We start from the raw sequence: 15,907 nt of genomic DNA, 5'->3' as shown, positions 1-15,907 counted from the left end.
CGAGCGGGCCGTGTTCGGATCCGTTCGGGTTCGTGCGCACATCGCCGCCGCCGGTGCGGCGCGGGGTTCCCTGGGCCGGGCAACGCCTGCCCACGCTCGGTACCCAGGGAAGGACCGCGGATGCGTTCTCCTCGTCGACGGCAGCGCAGACCCCTCTTCCGCCTGGTCGTCGCCACTGCCACGACCGTCGCGCTCGCCGCGAGCGGCCTGTCGGCCCCGACTTCGGTCGCCGAGCAGGCGTTGCCGGGGTGGCCGGCGGTGCCGCGGACCAAGTCCGTGCCTGGCACCGGCGTTCCGGTGTCGCCGAGGCCGGCCGATCCGGCGGTCGAGCACGCGGTGACGTCCGTCCCGGCGGTGTCCTGGCCGAAGGCGGGCACCGCCGAGGTCGCCGTGAGCCACACCGCCGCGCGCGTCGGCGAGACGGCTGTGTCGGTGTCGGCCGCCGCGGACGGGCCTGACCGGGTCCGGGTGGAGGTGCTGGACCGGTCCGCCGCGCAGCGGGCGGGCGTGGAGGGCGTGCTGTTCCGCGTCCGGCAGGCCGACTCCGCGCAGAAGGCCGGCCCGGTCAGCGTGGACGTCGATTACTCCGGTTTCCGCCACGCTTATGGCGGTGATTACGCGGCTCGGCTGGCGCTGGTCCGGTTGCCGGCGTGCGCGGCCTGGGCTCCGGAGCGGCCCGAGTGCGTCACCGGGACACCGGTCGCGGCGCACAACGACCTGAAGACGGGGCACCTCCGTGGTGAGGTGACGGTCTCCGGAGCGCCCCGCGCCAAGGACCCGGAGGACGCGCGAGCGGGCCGGGAGCCTGCGCCGTTGTTCGCGGTGACGGCGACGCCGAGCGGCAGTGCGGGCAGCTTCAAGCCGACGTCGTTGTCGCCTTCGGCGATGTGGGAGGTGGGCCTCCAGTCCGGTGACTTCACCTGGGCTTATCCGCTGGATCTGCCGCCGGTGCCGGGTCCGGAGCCGAGGGTCGCACTGTCGTACTCGTCGGGCGGGATCGACGGGCGGACGGCCGCGACGAACAACCAGTCGTCGTGGATCGGTGACGGGTTCGACTTCCAGCCGGGCTTTATTGAGCGCCAGTACACCTCGTGTGCCGGTACCGGGGATCTGTGTTACGCGACGGCTAATGCGGTGGTCTCGCTTCCCGGTGTGACGGGCGAGTTGGTGTTCGACGCTACGAAGGGGATCTGGCGGGCGGAGGAGGACGACGGTTGGCGTGTGGAGCAGTTGTTCGGCGCTGCCAATGGTGACAACGATGGTGAGTATTGGCAGCTCACGGCTCCGGATGGCACGCGGTATTTGTTCGGGCGCAGCGCCGATGCTCGTTCGGCGTGGACGGTGCCGGTGTTCGGCGATGACGCCGGGGAGCCGTGCAAGGCGGCGTCGTTCGGTGTGTCGTGGTGTCAACAGGGCTACCGCTGGATGCTCGACCAGGTGGTGGACCGTCACGGTGACATCGTCAAGTACTTCTACGACACGGAAACCAATCACTACGGCCGCAACAACACCGCGTCCCTTGCCACGCCGTACGTGCGTGGCGGCCAGCTGAACCGTATCGACTACGGCTTGCGTGAGGGTCAATCCGAGCCTGCGGCTCGTGTGGTGTTCACGGCTGCCGACCGGTGCGTGCCGGGTTCCGCCTGCCAACGCACGACTACGGCGGATTGGCCGGATGTTCCGTGGGATCAGCAGTGTGACGGCGGTGTGTGCACTGGGCGGCTGTCTCCGGTGTTCTTCGGTACCAAGCGGTTGGCGAAGATCACGGCTCAGGTGCGCGACGGTGCGAACTTGCGGGATGTCGACTCCTGGACGTTGAACCACCTGTTCCCGTCGACGGGCGACACGACCAGCCCGAGTCTGTGGCTGGAGTCGATCGTCCACACTGGACACGTCGACGGCACGGCCACGATGCCGGAGGTGAACTTCGACGGGCAGTTGCGGGACAACCGGGTCGAGGCGGTCGACGGGCAGCCGCGGATGAGCAAGTGGCGGATCTCGCGGGTCAACACGGAGACCGGCGGGCGGATCGACGTCACCTATGGGCCGGTGGGGTGCGCGCCCGGCGGGCTGCCGGCGGCGGACGTCAACGGCACGTCGTGTTTCCCGGCTCACTGGATGCCGCAGGGTGCGTCCGCGCCGGTGTTGGACTGGTTCCACAAGTACCTGGTGACCGAGGTCCGCGAGGTCGACCGGGTCGGCGGCTCGCCGGACGAGGTCACCTCTTACGAGTACTCCGGTGACGCGGCGTGGCACCACGACGACGCCGAACTCGTGCCCGACGAACTCAAGACGTGGGGCCAGTGGCGCGGCTACCAGTCGGTCAAGGTCCGCACGGGCGAACCGGCGAAGCCGCGCACCCTGGTCGAGCACCGCTTCCACCGCGGCATGGACGGCGACCGCAACGCCGACGGCACCACCAAGAGCGTCACGATCGGCGCGACCCGGGACGTGCCCGCGCTGCGCGGCTTCGCCTACGAGGAGATCACCTACAACGGTGACGGCGGACCGGTGGTGGTGCACGAGATCACCGAACCGGAGGTCATCGGCCCCAACGCCGTGCGCCACCGCGCCTCCGGGGATCTCGCCGCCTACGTCACCGAGGTCAAGAAGACCCACGTCCGCACCGCGTTGGCGGGCGGCGGGTTCCGCGAGACCGAGGAGCGGCACTCCTACGACGGGTACGGCGTGCACGTCCGCACCGAGGACCTCGGCGACCTCGCCGTCCCCGACGACGACACGTGCACGCGGGTCGAGTACACCCGCAACCTCGACGTGTGGCTGATCGCCACCCCCAAGCGGGTGGTGAAGACGTCGCGGAACTGCTCGGTGGAGGACTACGCGCCGGGCGACGTGATCTCCGACGAACGCACCTACTACGACGGGTCCGACGAGTTCGGTGCACAGCCGGTCAAGGGCGACCCGACCCGCGAGGAGGAACTGTCCGGTTGGGACGGTGGCACCCCGCTGTACAGCACCGTCGAGCGGTCGGTGTACGACGCGCACGGCCGTGAGGTCGAGGAGTTCGACGCGCTGGGCAACAAGGAGACCACGGCCTACACCCCTGCGGTCGGCGGCCCGGTCACCTCGGTGACCAGCACCAACGCGTTGGGGCACACCGAGAGCACGACGTTCCGGCCCGCCACGGGCGACCCGCTGGAGCAAGTGGACGAGAACGGCCGCCGCACCACGATGTCCTACGACCCGTTGGGGCGGCTGACGAAGGTGTGGCAGCCCGGCCGCTCCCGCGACGACGTGCCGGACGTGGAGTTCGAGTACCTGCTGCGCGACGACGCACCCTCCGCGGTCGTCGCGAAGAAGCTGCTCGGTGACGGCGGGCAGGTCAGCAGCTACACCCTCTACGACGGGCTGCTGCGCGAGCGGCAGGTCCAGGCACCCGCGCCCGACGGCGGCCGGGTCGTCACCGACACCCGCTACGACAGCCACGGCCGGGTGGCGCGCACCAACGCCCCCTACCACAACCCCGACCCGCCGGGCACCGACCTGCTGGCCGTCGCGGACCAGGACGTCCCGGCGCAGACCGCGTTCGCCTACGACGGCGCGGGCCGCGAGGTCGTCGAGGCCCTGCTGGTCGACGGCACCGAGAAGTGGCGCACGACCACGACCTACGGCGGCAACTGGGTGAGCGAGGACCCGCCCGAGGGCGGCATCGCCACCACCGAACTGCTGGACGCCGAGAACCGCGTGGTGGAGCTGCGGCAGTACAAGTCCGGCTCCCCGTCGGGCGACTACGACGCCACCCGCTACACCTTCACCAAGGCCGGTGAGCCGGAGACCATCACCGATCCCGCCGGCAACACCTGGCGCAACCACTACGACGTGCGCGGGCGGCTCGTGCGGGTGGACGACCCCGACCAGGGCACGTCCACCATGACCTACGACGACGAGGACCAACTCGTCACCAGCACCAACTCGCGCGGCATCACACTGACGCACACCTATGACGCGCTGGGCCGCAAGACCGCCACGCACGAGGGTGGCACGAAGCTGCTGGAGTGGACGTTCGACACCCTCGGCAAGGGCCTGCCGGTGGCGGAGACCCGGTTCGTCGACGGGCAGGCGTACCGGGACGAGGTGCTCGGCTACGACGACGCCGGGCGACCGACCGGCAACGCGCTCACCGTCCCGGCGCGGGAGGGTCCGCTGGCGGGGCGGTACGAGTCGACGCTGACCTACAACGCGGCCGACCAGGTCACCTCGGTGTCGCTGCCGGCGATGGGCGGCCTGCCGGCGGAGAAGCTGGAGCAGGGCTACGACCGGTTCGGCAACGCCGACTCGCTGACCGGCCTGTCGACCTACGTCGAGCAGACGCTGCGCACCAACCTCGGCGAGGTCGGCCTGTACGTCATGGGCTCGCCGGGCAAGCAGGCCGTCCAGGCGTTCGAGTACGAGCACGGCACGCGGCGACTCGTCGGCGCGGCGATGTACCAGGAGCACGACGCCACCCCGGTGGTGGACCGGAGGCTGGAGTACGACCCGGCGGGCAACGTCACCAAGCTGGTCAACGCCTCCTCCGGGCGGCCGGTCGACACGCAGTGCTTCCGCGTGGACCACCTGCGGCGGCTGACCGAGGCGTGGACCGCGCCGTGGTCGTGCGAGGAGGAGCCGCGGGCGGACGCGCTCGGCGGGCCCGCGCCGTACTGGCACTCCTACACCTACGACGCGATCGGCAACCGGCTCACCGAGGTCCGGCACGGCGCCGCCGGCGACACCACCCGCACGTACGACTACCCGCGGCCGGGGTCCAAGCAGCTCGCGGCCGTGCGGACCTCGCGGCCCGGCGCGCCCGAGGACGTGCGGTCCTTCGCTCACGACGCCGAGGGCAACGTCACCGCCCGCGGCGGGCAGACCCTGTCCTACGACGCCGAGGGCCACGTGACGTCGGTGGTGGAGGGCGACAAGACCACGTCGTTCACCTACGACGCGGACGGCGACCGGCTCATCCGCCGCGACCCTGGCGGCACCACGCTGTACATCGGGGACACCGAACTGCACGCGGACAAGGTCGGCCTCGTCACCGCGACGAGGTACTACGAGCACAACGAGGAGACCATCGCGGTCCGCACCCGTGAGTCGCTGACGTGGCTGTCCACCGACCACCACGACACCGCCGAAACCTCGCTGGACGCGGACTCCCTGACCGCCCACCACCGGCTGCGCCTGCCGTTCGGCGCGGACCGCGAGGAGAAACCGGCGGCCTGGGTCGGCGACCGCGGCTTCGTCGGCGGCACCGAGGACCCGTCGACCGGCCTGACCCACCTCGGGGCGCGCGAGTACGACCCGGAGACCGGGCGGTTCCTGTCGGTGGACCCGATCATCGACGAGGACGACCCGCAGCAGCTGCACGGCTACCTGTACTCCAACAACAACCCGCTGACCTTCAGCGACCCGGACGGCCTGCTGTGGGGCTGGGTGAAGAAGGCCGCGAAGGTCGTCGCCGCGGTGTCGGAGGTCGCCTCCTACATCCCGGGCCCGATCGGCACGGCCGCTGGTCTCGCGGGCGCCGCGGCCCACGCCGCGTTGGGCAACAAGAAGAAGGCGCTGGAGATGGCCGCAGGCGCGGCGGCCAGCCTGGTGCCCGGCGGGAAGCTGCTGCTCAAGGCCGGCATGGCGGTGGCCAAGAAGGTGACCGGCAAGGTCGCCGCCAAAACCGCTGCGGCCAAGGGCGCGGCGCAGACGGCCAGGACGACCGCCGCTACCGCAAAACCGGTCAAGACCAGAATGAAGTTCCCCGTCCCCCAGAAGGGCAGGAACAAGCCGTTGATAACCCACGTCGGCAAACGTTTGAAGACTCCCGCTCCGGGTGGTAAGCGCAAGGATGTCAGCAAATCTCGGCGGGACGACGTCCACGACAGCGGTGCCGGGTATTGCGGGTCGTGCGGCGATCGCACGGTCCCGTCCAAGCAGAGCAAGACCGGCGGCAAACATCGGCTGAACGAACGGACCATCGGTCACCCCGTGCCGGTCAGCCGTGGCGGTAAGAACAGTGACGATCTCTTCTCGCAGTGTCGCCGATGCCAGAAGGGCGTCAGCAAGGGCAACGACATGGAGTGGAGCCGAGTCGGTCACCAAAACGGGCAGGCGGCGAAGAAGAAGGCGGCCAAGGCTCGCACGAAGGCGCGCCCCAAGCCCAAGGCCAAGCGCTCAGGCAGCAAGGCCCGGTACACGTTCTGAAGATCGTCGACTGTGGCGAGGGACAGGACGGCTGCGGGTCTCGTGGGCGCGCCGGCGTGTGCGGCGTTGGGCAACAAGAAAGCGCTGGAGAGCGTGCGCGAGGTGTCCTCGGGCACCAAGCACTGGTCGACATCGACCCCGACGGCGACCTGTCGTACGTGCTCACCGCCACCGCGCAGCACCCGTTACGGGTGACCGGCCGGGGTTGGGCGCACGCGGTCGACCTGGAAGTGGGCGACGTCGTCGTCGGAGCGGACGGCCGAACCGGCCGGGTCTCCCTCGTGGTCGACCACGGCGACCAGCCGGACCAGGTCGTGTACAACCTCAGCGTCGACGACCTGAACACCTACGTGGTGCTGGCCGGCGGCGAAGCACCAGAGGCCGCTGCCCACGGTGGTTGGCATCAGAGCGACAACAAGGGCCAGCAGGGCGCGATCGGCGTGAGCAAGAAGCACCGGCCGAAGGACCCGAACGCCAAGCCCACGACGGGAAGGGCCCCAAGACGACCGGTCCGAAGGTTTACCAGGACAAGTACGCGCGCAAGGACGGTGGTTGCTGAGCCCGATCCGTCGGGTGTGGTGCCCGGGCGGGTGCACGCGACTTCCGCGCGCACCCGCCGTGGCCGGTGCGGGTGGGCGAGGTCGGCGCGGGCGTGGTGATCGCCCCGACCTGGTGGTGACGTGCGCCCACGTGGCCACCGTCGACATCCTGGCCCGCCACGCCCTGCGCGCTCGGCCGCACCGTTGCGGTCGGGGTGTTGTCCGGTGTGCCGGAAGGCTGTGTGGCCTGGGCTGTCCGGCAGACGCCGGACAGCCGGGTGGGGTGTCCCGGACGGGCCGGTTGGTTGCCGGACGGTGGTGGGCGTTGCACGCTCGGCGGCACTGCGGGTTTGGGGGGTGGGTGTTGTCCTCGTACGTCGATCCGGGTGCGGCCCGGAGCAGTGGCGAGTTCGTCGCGTTGTTGAGATTGCGGCGGGAGGTGGCGGGGTTGTCCTACCGGCAGTTGGAGCGTCGGGCCCGGCAGGACGGTGGGTGTCTGCCGCCCAGCACGGTGGCCACGATGTTGCGCCGCTCGACGCTGCCGAGTCGGGAGTTGGTCGTCGCCTACGTCCGGGCGTGCGGCGGGGACGCGGACGAGGTCGCCGCGTGGGTCGCCGTGCGGACGCGGTTGGCGACCACCGTGGAGGCGCCGGTGGAACGGCGGGGTGGCGTGCCGTCGTTCCCGGTGCCGCCGCGGCAGCTGCCGCCGTGCGGGGTGGCACTGGTGGGGCGGCGGGATCGGCTCGCCGAGGTGGACGCGGCCACCGGGGGCGCGGAGTCGCCGCTGGTCGTGGTCACCGGCGCGCCGGGGGTGGGGAAGACGGCGTTGGCGGTGCACTGGGCGCACCGGGTGCGTGACCGGTTCCCCGACGGGCAGTTGTACGTGGAGCTGGGCGCGTCCCGGCCGCTCGCGGACGTGTTGGGGGAGTTGCTGGCGGCGGTGGGGGTGCCGGCCGGCTCGGTGCCCGCCGACGATCGGCAGGCCGCCGCGCTGTTCCGGTCCGTCGTGGCGGACCGCCGGGTCCTGCTGCTGGTGGACGGTGTCGTGACGGCCGAGCAGGTGCGGTTGCTGCGGCCAGGGGGTTCTGACTCGTGCATGGTGGTGACCAGTCGGGACCGGCTGGTGGGCCTCGCCGTGTACGACGGCGCGCGGGTGGTGGAGACGCCGCCGTTGGAGCGGGGGCACGCGGTGCGGGTGCTCGCGCAGGCCGCGGGGGAACGGCTGGTGTCCGCCGAGCTGACGGCGGCGGGTCGGTTGGCGGAGCTGTGCGACCGGCTGCCGCTGGCGCTGCGGATCGCCGCGACGGCGCTCGACCCGTCGGCCACCACGCCCATCGCGGACCTCGTCGTGCGGATGCGGGCCTTCGGGCGGTTGGCGGCGCTGGAGGTGCACGGCGACCCGGAGGTCGGGCTGGACGCCGTCTTCGGCCGGTCGTGGGAGGCGTTGGACGAGGTGTCGCGCGGGCTGCTCCGCGCGCTCGCCGCGCTGCCGCCGGGTGGGGTGACTGCGGTGGCCGCCGCGGCGGCGCTGGAGACCACGGTCGCGTTGGCGCGGACCGCGTTGGGGCGGCTGGTGAACGCGCACCTCGTGGTCCGCCTCGGGGACGACCGGTACGCGGTGCCGGGGTTGTTGCGCGAGTACGCCGGGTCCGTGCTGCCCGCCGAGGAGCCCGCCGTGGCGTGAAGGTGGGGCAGGCTGTCCCGGCGGGGCGTGGCGGGCTCCCTGGCGTGGCGTGATGGCGGGGGTGGGCTTCCCGGCGGGCGTGGCGTGGCGGCGGGGCAGGGCGTGGCGGCGGGGGCGTGACGCCGCGTTGCGCTGGCGGGGCGTGGCGGTGGCGGGGTGTGGCTGGCGCCCCCGGATCCATTGTCTCACCGGGGTACGACAGTCCCATGCGTGCGGCGTGCGGGGCGTGGCGTGAATGCGTGGCGGGTGGTCCCGGCCTGGCGTGGCGGCGGGGCGTGGCGTTGTGGGGCGGGGTGTTGTTCGGATGCGTTCGGGACCGTTCGCACTCCGCCGCCCGCGGTTCGACACCGGTTCTGCTGGGGCGGGCACCCCTGCCCCGGCACCGAGGAAGGATCGCGGATGCGTTCTCCACGTCGACGGCATCGCAGACCCCTGTTCCGCATCGCGGTCACGACGACCACGGCGCTCGCCCTGGTCGCTACCGGGGTGACCGCACCGACCCAAGCCGCCCCCGAGCCCGCGAAGCCGGGACGGCCCACCGTGTCCCGGACCGGGTCCGTGTCCGGCGGTGCGGTCCCTGTCCAGCCCAGGCCCGCCGACCCGGCCGCCGAGCACGCCGTGACATCCGTCCCGGCGGTGTTCTGGCCCAAGGCGGGCACCGCCGAAGTCGCGGTGAACCACTCCGCCGTCAGAGTCGCCGACACCGCCGTCTCGGTGTCGGCCGCCGGCGGCGGGCCGGACCGGGTCCGCGTCGAAGTGCTGGACCGGTCCGCCGCCCAGCGGGCGGGTGTCGAGGGCGTGCTGTTCCGCGTGCGGCGCGCCGACCCCGCGCAGAAGGCCGGCCCGGTCACGGTGGACGTCGACTACTCCGGTTTCCGGCACGCTTATGGCGGTGACTACGCGGCTCGGCTGGCGCTGGTCCGGTTGCCGGCGTGCGCCGCCTGGGCTCCGCAACGCGCCGAGTGCGTCACCGGCACGCCGGTGACGGCCCACAACGACCTGAAGACCGGGCACCTCCGCGGCGAAGTGCACGTGACCGGCGCACCGCGCGCCAAAGACCCGGAAGACGCGCGCGCGGGTCTCGAACCGGACGCGCTCTTCGCCGTGACGGCGACGCCGAGCGGCAGTGCGGGCAGCTTCAGGCCGACGTCCCTCGCTCCCTCGGCGATGTGGGAGGTGGGCCTCCAGTCCGGCGACTTCACCTGGGCTTATCCGCTGGACCTGCCGCCGGTGCCGGGGCCGGAGCCGACCGTCGCGTTGTCCTATTCATCAGGCGGGATTGACGGACGCACGCCCGCGACCAACAACCAGTCGTCGTGGATCGGTGACGGGTTCGACTTCCAGCCGGGTTTCATCGAGCGCCAGTACACCTCGTGTGCCGGTACCGGGGATCTGTGTTACGCGACGGCCAACGCGGTGGTCTCCCTGCCCGGCGTGACGGGCGAGTTGGTCTTCGACGCCACCAAACAAGTCTGGCGGGCGGAGGAGGACGACGGTTGGCGTGTGGAGCAGTTGTTCGGCGCTGCCAACGGTGACAACGACGGCGAGTATTGGCAGCTCACGGCTCCGGATGGCACGCGGTACACCTTCGGCCGTGCCACCGACGCCCGTTCGGCATGGACGGTGCCGGTGTTCGGCGATGACAGCGGGGAGCCGTGCAAGGCGGCGTCGTTCGGTGTGTCGTGGTGTCAACAGGCGTATCGGTGGCAGCTCGACCAGGTCGTGGACCGTCACGGCGACACCATCAAGTACTTCTACGACACCGAAACCAACCACTACGGCCGCAACAACACCGCGTCCCTCGCCACGCCGTACGTCCGCGGCGGCCAGCTGAGCCGCGTCGACTACGGCCTGCGCGACAACCAGACCGAGCCCGCCGCGCGCGTGGTGTTCACCGCCGCCGACCGGTGCGTGCCCGGTTCCGCCTGTCAACGCACGACTACGGCGGATTGGCCGGACGTCCCATGGGACCAGCAGTGCGACGGCGGCGTGTGCACCGGACGGCTCACCCCAGTCTTCTTCGGCACCAAGCGGCTGGCCAAGATCACGGCCCAGGTGCGCGATGGCGCAAACCTGCGGGATGTCGACTCCTGGACGCTGAACCACCTGTTCCCGTCGACGGGCGACACGACCAGCCCGAGCCTGTGGCTGGAATCGATCGTCCACACCGGACACATCGACGGCACGGCCACGATGCCGGAGGTGAACTTCGACGGTCAACTGCGGGACAACCGGGTCGACGCGGTCGACGGCCAACCCCGGATGAGCAAGTGGCGCGTCTCGCGGGTCAACACCGAGACCGGCGGGCGGATCGACGTCACCTATGGGCCGGTGGGGTGCTCACCTGGCGCGCTCCCGGCGGCGGACGTCAACGGCACGTCGTGTTTCCCGGCTCACTGGATGCCGCAGGGTGCGTCCGCGCCGGTGTTGGACTGGTTCCACAAGTACCTGGTGACCGAGGTCCGCGAGGTCGACCGGGTCGGCGGGTCGCCCGACGAGGTCACGTCCTACGAGTACGTCGGCGACGCGGCCTGGCACCACGACGACGCGGAGCTGACGCCGACCGAACTCAAGACGTGGGGCCAGTGGCGGGGCTACCAGACCGTGAAGGTGCGCACGGGCGATCCGTCGAAGCCGCGCACCCTGGTCGAGCACCGGTTCTTCCGCGGCATGTTCGGCGACGTGAAGTTCGACGGCACCACCAAGACCGACAAGGTGGGACCGTACGACGACTTGGCCGTGCTGCGCGGCTTCGCGCACGAGGAGATCACCTACGACGGCGACGGCGGCCCGGAGGTCGGGCGCGTGCTGCACGAGCCGGTGGTCATCGGGCCGAACGCCGTCCGCCACCGCGCCTCCGGCGACCTGGGCGCATACGTCACCGAGGTCAAGCGCACCTACACCCGCACGGCGTTGGCGGGCGGTGGCCACCGCGAGACCGAGGAACAGCACTTCTACGACGAGTACGGCGCGCACGTGCGCACGAACGACCTCGGCGACCTGTCCACCCCGAACGACGACACCTGCACGCTGATCGACTACGCGCGCAACACCGAGGCGTGGTTGATCGCGACGGCGAACCGCGTGCGGAAGCTCGGCGTGGCGTGCGGATCGCCGGAACGGCCCGCGGACGTCCTCTCCGACCAGCGCACGTACTACGACGGCTCCGACGAGTTCGGCGCGGCGCCGACGAAGGGCGACCCGACGCGCCAAGAGGAACTGTCCGGTTGGGACGGTGGCACTCCGCGGTACACCACCGTCGAGCGGTCGGTGTACGACGCGCACGGCCGTGAGGTCGAGGAGTTCGACGCGCTGGGCAACAAGGAGACCACGGCGTACACGCCCGCGGTCGGCGGTCCGGTGACGTCCGTCGTCACGACGAACGCGTTGGGCCACACCGACACCACGGTCTTCAACGTCGCCGTCGGCGAGCCCGTCCAGCGGACCGACGAAAACGGGCGGCGCACCACGATGGTCTACGACCCGTTGGGCCGCCTCACCAAGGTGTGGCGTCCGGGTCGGGCCCTCGCCGACGTTCCGGACCTGGAGTTCGAGTACGTGGTGCGCTCCGATGGCCCGTCGTCGGTGGCGACGAAGAAGCTGCTCGGCGACGGCACGCAGATGGCGACCCGCACGCTGTTCGACGGGCAGTTGCGGGAGCGCCAGGTGCAGCACCCGTCGCCGGCGGGCGGTCGGATCGTCACCGACACCCTGTACGACAGCCACGGTCGGGTCGCCGCGACCAACAACGAGTACCACAACGCCGACCCGCCGGGCCCGGACCTGCTGCTGCCCACCGACGTCCCGGCGCGGACCGTCTTCGGCTACGACGGGGCCGGCCGCGAGGTCGCCGAGGTCTTCGAGGTCGGCCTTGTCGAGAAGTGGCGCACCACCACGGCGTACGGCGGCGACCGGGTCACCGAGACCCCGCCCGCCGGCGGCACGGTGACGACGAAGGTGTTCGACGCCGAGGGGCGGACCACCGAGCTGCGCCAGCACCGGTCCGCCGCGGAGTACGACAGCACGCGGTACACCTACAGCAGGGAAGGTGAGCTGGAGACCGTCACCGACCCGGCGGGCAACGTGTGGCGCACGCACTACGACGTGCGCGGCCGTGCGGTGCGGGTGGACGACCCGGACCAGGGCACGACCACCATGACCTACGACGACGAGGACCGGCTGCTGTCGACGACCAACTCCCGCGGCAAGACCGTCGCGCACGCCTACGACCCGCTCGGCCGCCGGACGGCCTCGTACGAGGGCTCCGCGTCCGGGCCGAAGCTCGCCGAGTGGGTGTTCGACGTGCTGGCGGACGGCACGCAGGTCAAGGGTGTCGAGACCGCGTCGGTCCGGTACTCGGGCGGCCAAGCCTACCGCGACGAGGTCTTGGCCGTCGACGACCAGGACCGTCCATTGAGGACAGCGGTGACGATCCCGGCCGCCGAGGGCCGGTTGGCCGGCCGGTACGAGTCGACGCTGACCTACAACGACGCCGGTCAGGTCACGTCCGCGACCCTGCCGGCGGTCGGCGGCCTGCCCGCCGAGACGTTGCAGTACGGGTACGACCAGTGGGGCAACCCGGATTCGCTGACCGGCCTTGCGCCGTACGTGCGGCAGACCGCGCACAACGACCTCGGCGAGGTCGCGATGTACATCATGGGCGCCGAGGGCCGGCAGGTGTTCCAGCTGTTCGACTACGAGCCGGGCACGCGCCGGCTGGCGAAGTCGACGCTGTACCAGGAGAACGACACCGCGCCGGTGGTGGACCGGACGCTCGACCACGACCCGGCGGGCAACCTCACCCGCCTGGTCACCGCGGCGGCCGGCCGCGCGGTGGACACGCAGTGCTTCCGCCACGACCACCTGCGGCGCATGACCGACGCGTGGACCGCCGACGACTGCGGCACCGCACCGGGAACGCTCACCGGACCGGCGCCCTACTGGCACTCCTACACCTTCGACCAGACGGGGAACCGGCTCACCGAGACGCGGCACGAGACCGGCACCACGCGGAGGTACTCCTACCCGCCCGCGGGCGGTCCGCAGCCGCACACGCTCACGTCGGTGACGACGAGCGGTCCGGGCGGGGCGCGGACGGACACGTTCACCTACGACAGCGAAGGAAACACGGTCACCCGCGCGGTCGACGGCCGGACCCAGAGCTTCGAGTGGGCTGTGGACGGCGAGCTGACCAAGGTGACCGAGGGCGACACCGAGACCGCGTACGTGTACGACGCGGACGGCGACCGGCTGCTGCGGCGGGACCCCGAGGGCACCACCCTCTACCTCGGCTCGACCACCGAGGTGCGGGTGGACAAGGTAGGCCTGGTCACCGGCACCCGCTACTACGAGCACAACGAGGACACCATCGCCGTCCGGACCGGCGAGAACACCCTGAGCTGGCTGTCGGCCGACCACCACGACACCGCCGAGACGTCGGTGGACGCCGAGTCGTTGTCCGCGACGCACCGGCTGCTGTTGCCGTTCGGCGAGGAGCGGGGCGACGTGCCGGGGGCGTGGCCGGGTGAGCGCGGCTTCGTCGGCGGGACGAAGGACGCGTCCACCGGCCTGACCCACCTGGGCGCCCGCGAGTACGACCCGCGGACCGGCCGGTTCCTCTCGGTGGACCCGGTGATCGACGAGGAAGACCCGCAATCGCTGCACGGCTACCTGTACGCGAACAACAACCCGTACACCTACACCGACCCCGATGGCCTGTTCTGGTCCAACGTGCTGAAGAAGGTCGCCAAGGTCGCCGAGGTGGCGTCCTGGGTGCCGGGGCCGATCGGCACCGCGGCGGGCCTGGTCGGGGCCGCCGCGTACGCCGCGACCGGCAACAAGGGCAAGGCGCTGGAGATGGCGGCCGGTGCCGCGGCGAACCTGGTGCCCGGCGGGAAGCTGCTGATGAAGGCCGGCATGGCGGCGGCCAAGGCGGTCGGCAAGGCGGGCGCGAAGGCCGGGGCGAAGGGAGCGGTGGCCGCGGCGAAGACCGGCAAGGCGGTCGCGAAGGCGGCCAAGGGGACGGCGAAGGGTGCCAAGACCGCCGCGACGAGGACGGGGCGGACGGTCAAGCGGGCCAACCCGCGCGGGTGCAACTCGTTCACCGCGGACACCCCGGTGCTGATGGCCGACGGCACCCGGAAGCCGATCGGGCAGGTGGTCGTCGGTGACCGGGTGCTCGCGGGCAACCCCCTTACCGGGGAGGCGGGGGCTCGGCAGGTCACCGACACCATCGTCGGCGCGGGCCTGAAGGACCTGGTGACGGTCGAGGTCGCCGGTGGTGTGGTCGTGGCGACGGCCGGCCACCCGTTCTGGGTGGTGGAGGAGGGGCGGTGGAAGGAGGCCGGGGAACTGGAACCCGGTGACACCGTGCTCACGGAGGGCGGTGTCCTCCGGGTCGCCGCGGTCGACCGGTATTCCCGGGTGCTGACCGTGCACAACCTGACGGTCGACGACCTGCACACGTACTACGTGGGTAGGGATGATCCGGTGCTCGTGCACAACGCCGGTTCGTCCTGCCAGGTCCACCCGACCAGGGGCCAGAAGCCGAACAAGAAGGCGGCCTGCACCTGCGGCAAGATCAACAAGCCGGGCAAGGGCGGCGCGCCGCTCAAGCGCAAGGCCGCGCCGGGGCGGGAGAACGCTGAGGTCCTCGCGGGCCAGGAACGGCGGCAGCACGTCGGCCAGGCGCTGCCCAAGGGCGTCGACGGCATCAAGAACGGCGGCACGGACGCGGTCACCGGGGGAAGCCTGCTCGTCGGGTTCGGCGTTGCGGGGGCGATCTGGGCCGGGCGGAAGGCCGCGAAGGCGATCAAGAAGGCGGTGAAGAAGCAGACGCCGAAGGGCAAGCACCGCAAGACGAAGGGGACGAAGAAGAAAAAGAAGCCATAGCGGCCTCCCCAGCCGAGCGGACTGCCCGCCTTGCCGAGCGGACTGCCCGCCTTGCCGAGCGGGCAGTCCGCCTTGCCGGCACGGCGAGTCCGCTTTGTCGTGCGGGCAGCCCGCCTTGCCTTGCCGTGCGGGCAGTCCGCCGAGCGGACACACCTCGACTTGGGCTTCTTGCTTGTGTCATCCCCGTACTGGATGGCCCTCCCGAAGGGCTACCACAGATTTCCCGGGTGCAGCCGAAATTTTTTGTGAGGAACGAGCAAAAAATTTGCGCTGCGCGCTCTCAAGATCAAAAGCGCCTCGCCGGCGGGCAGACCACCGATGGGGGAGGAAGGGCTTCGGTTCCCCCACCGCATGGCCTGGCAAAGCCAACCACAGATTCCCCGGGTGCCGCTGAAAACTTTTGCTCGTTCCTCGCAAAACTTTTCGGCCGCACCCGGGAAATCTGTGGTAGCCCTTCGGGCAGGCCATACGGTGGGGGAACCGAAGCCCCGCCGTGGCTGATAGCCAGCCCGCCGCGCGAAGCGCGGCGAAAAGCGAAAGCGGCTGCTGCGCGGCGGCGGTGTTCGGGTTCGTTCGGCACAGCGCGCGAACCCTCCTC

Annotated in this window: 4 protein-coding genes; all 4 read left to right on the top strand. The window is 71.2% G+C overall.

Going from position 1 to position 15,907, the window contains the following annotated elements; all coding sequences use genetic code 11:
• Nucleotides 1–120: 120 nt before the first annotated feature.
• The 4 genes from RIN75_RS18335 to RIN75_RS18320 all read left to right on the top strand — a co-directional run bounded on the left by RIN75_RS18335 (nt 121) and on the right by RIN75_RS18320 (nt 15,309).
• Nucleotides 121–6,195: an RHS repeat-associated core domain-containing protein gene (locus RIN75_RS18335; protein WP_309113165.1), complete on the top strand. Its 6,075-nt coding sequence runs from the start codon at nt 121–123 to the stop codon at nt 6,193–6,195.
• 56 nt (nt 6,196–6,251) lie between these two features.
• Nucleotides 6,252–6,854: a polymorphic toxin-type HINT domain-containing protein gene (locus RIN75_RS44140; RefSeq protein ID WP_375295977.1), complete on the top strand. Its 603-nt coding sequence runs from the start codon at nt 6,252–6,254 to the stop codon at nt 6,852–6,854.
• Between the two features lie 244 nt (nt 6,855–7,098).
• The gene (locus RIN75_RS18325; RefSeq protein ID WP_309113163.1) at nt 7,099–8,418 is read left to right on the top strand and encodes an NB-ARC domain-containing protein; all 1,320 of its coding nucleotides are present in this window, start codon (nt 7,099–7,101) and stop codon (nt 8,416–8,418) included.
• Between the two features lie 399 nt (nt 8,419–8,817).
• Nucleotides 8,818–15,309, top strand: a complete 6,492-nt coding sequence (locus RIN75_RS18320; RefSeq protein WP_309113162.1) for a polymorphic toxin-type HINT domain-containing protein — start codon at nt 8,818–8,820, stop codon at nt 15,307–15,309.
• Nucleotides 15,310–15,907 lie beyond the last annotated feature (598 nt).

The sequence above is a fragment of the Saccharothrix sp. genome (assembly GCF_031180885.1).
Classification (GTDB): domain Bacteria; phylum Actinomycetota; class Actinomycetes; order Mycobacteriales; family Pseudonocardiaceae; genus Actinosynnema.
This window is presented reverse-complemented; position numbering and strand designations above follow the sequence as displayed.

Coding starts and splice junctions, on each gene's coding strand:
- RIN75_RS18335 (WP_309113165.1), top strand. CDS start 121: ATGCGTTCTCCTCGTCGACGGCAGCGCAGACCCCTCTTCCGCCTGGTC.
- RIN75_RS18320 (WP_309113162.1), top strand. CDS start 8,818: ATGCGTTCTCCACGTCGACGGCATCGCAGACCCCTGTTCCGCATCGCG.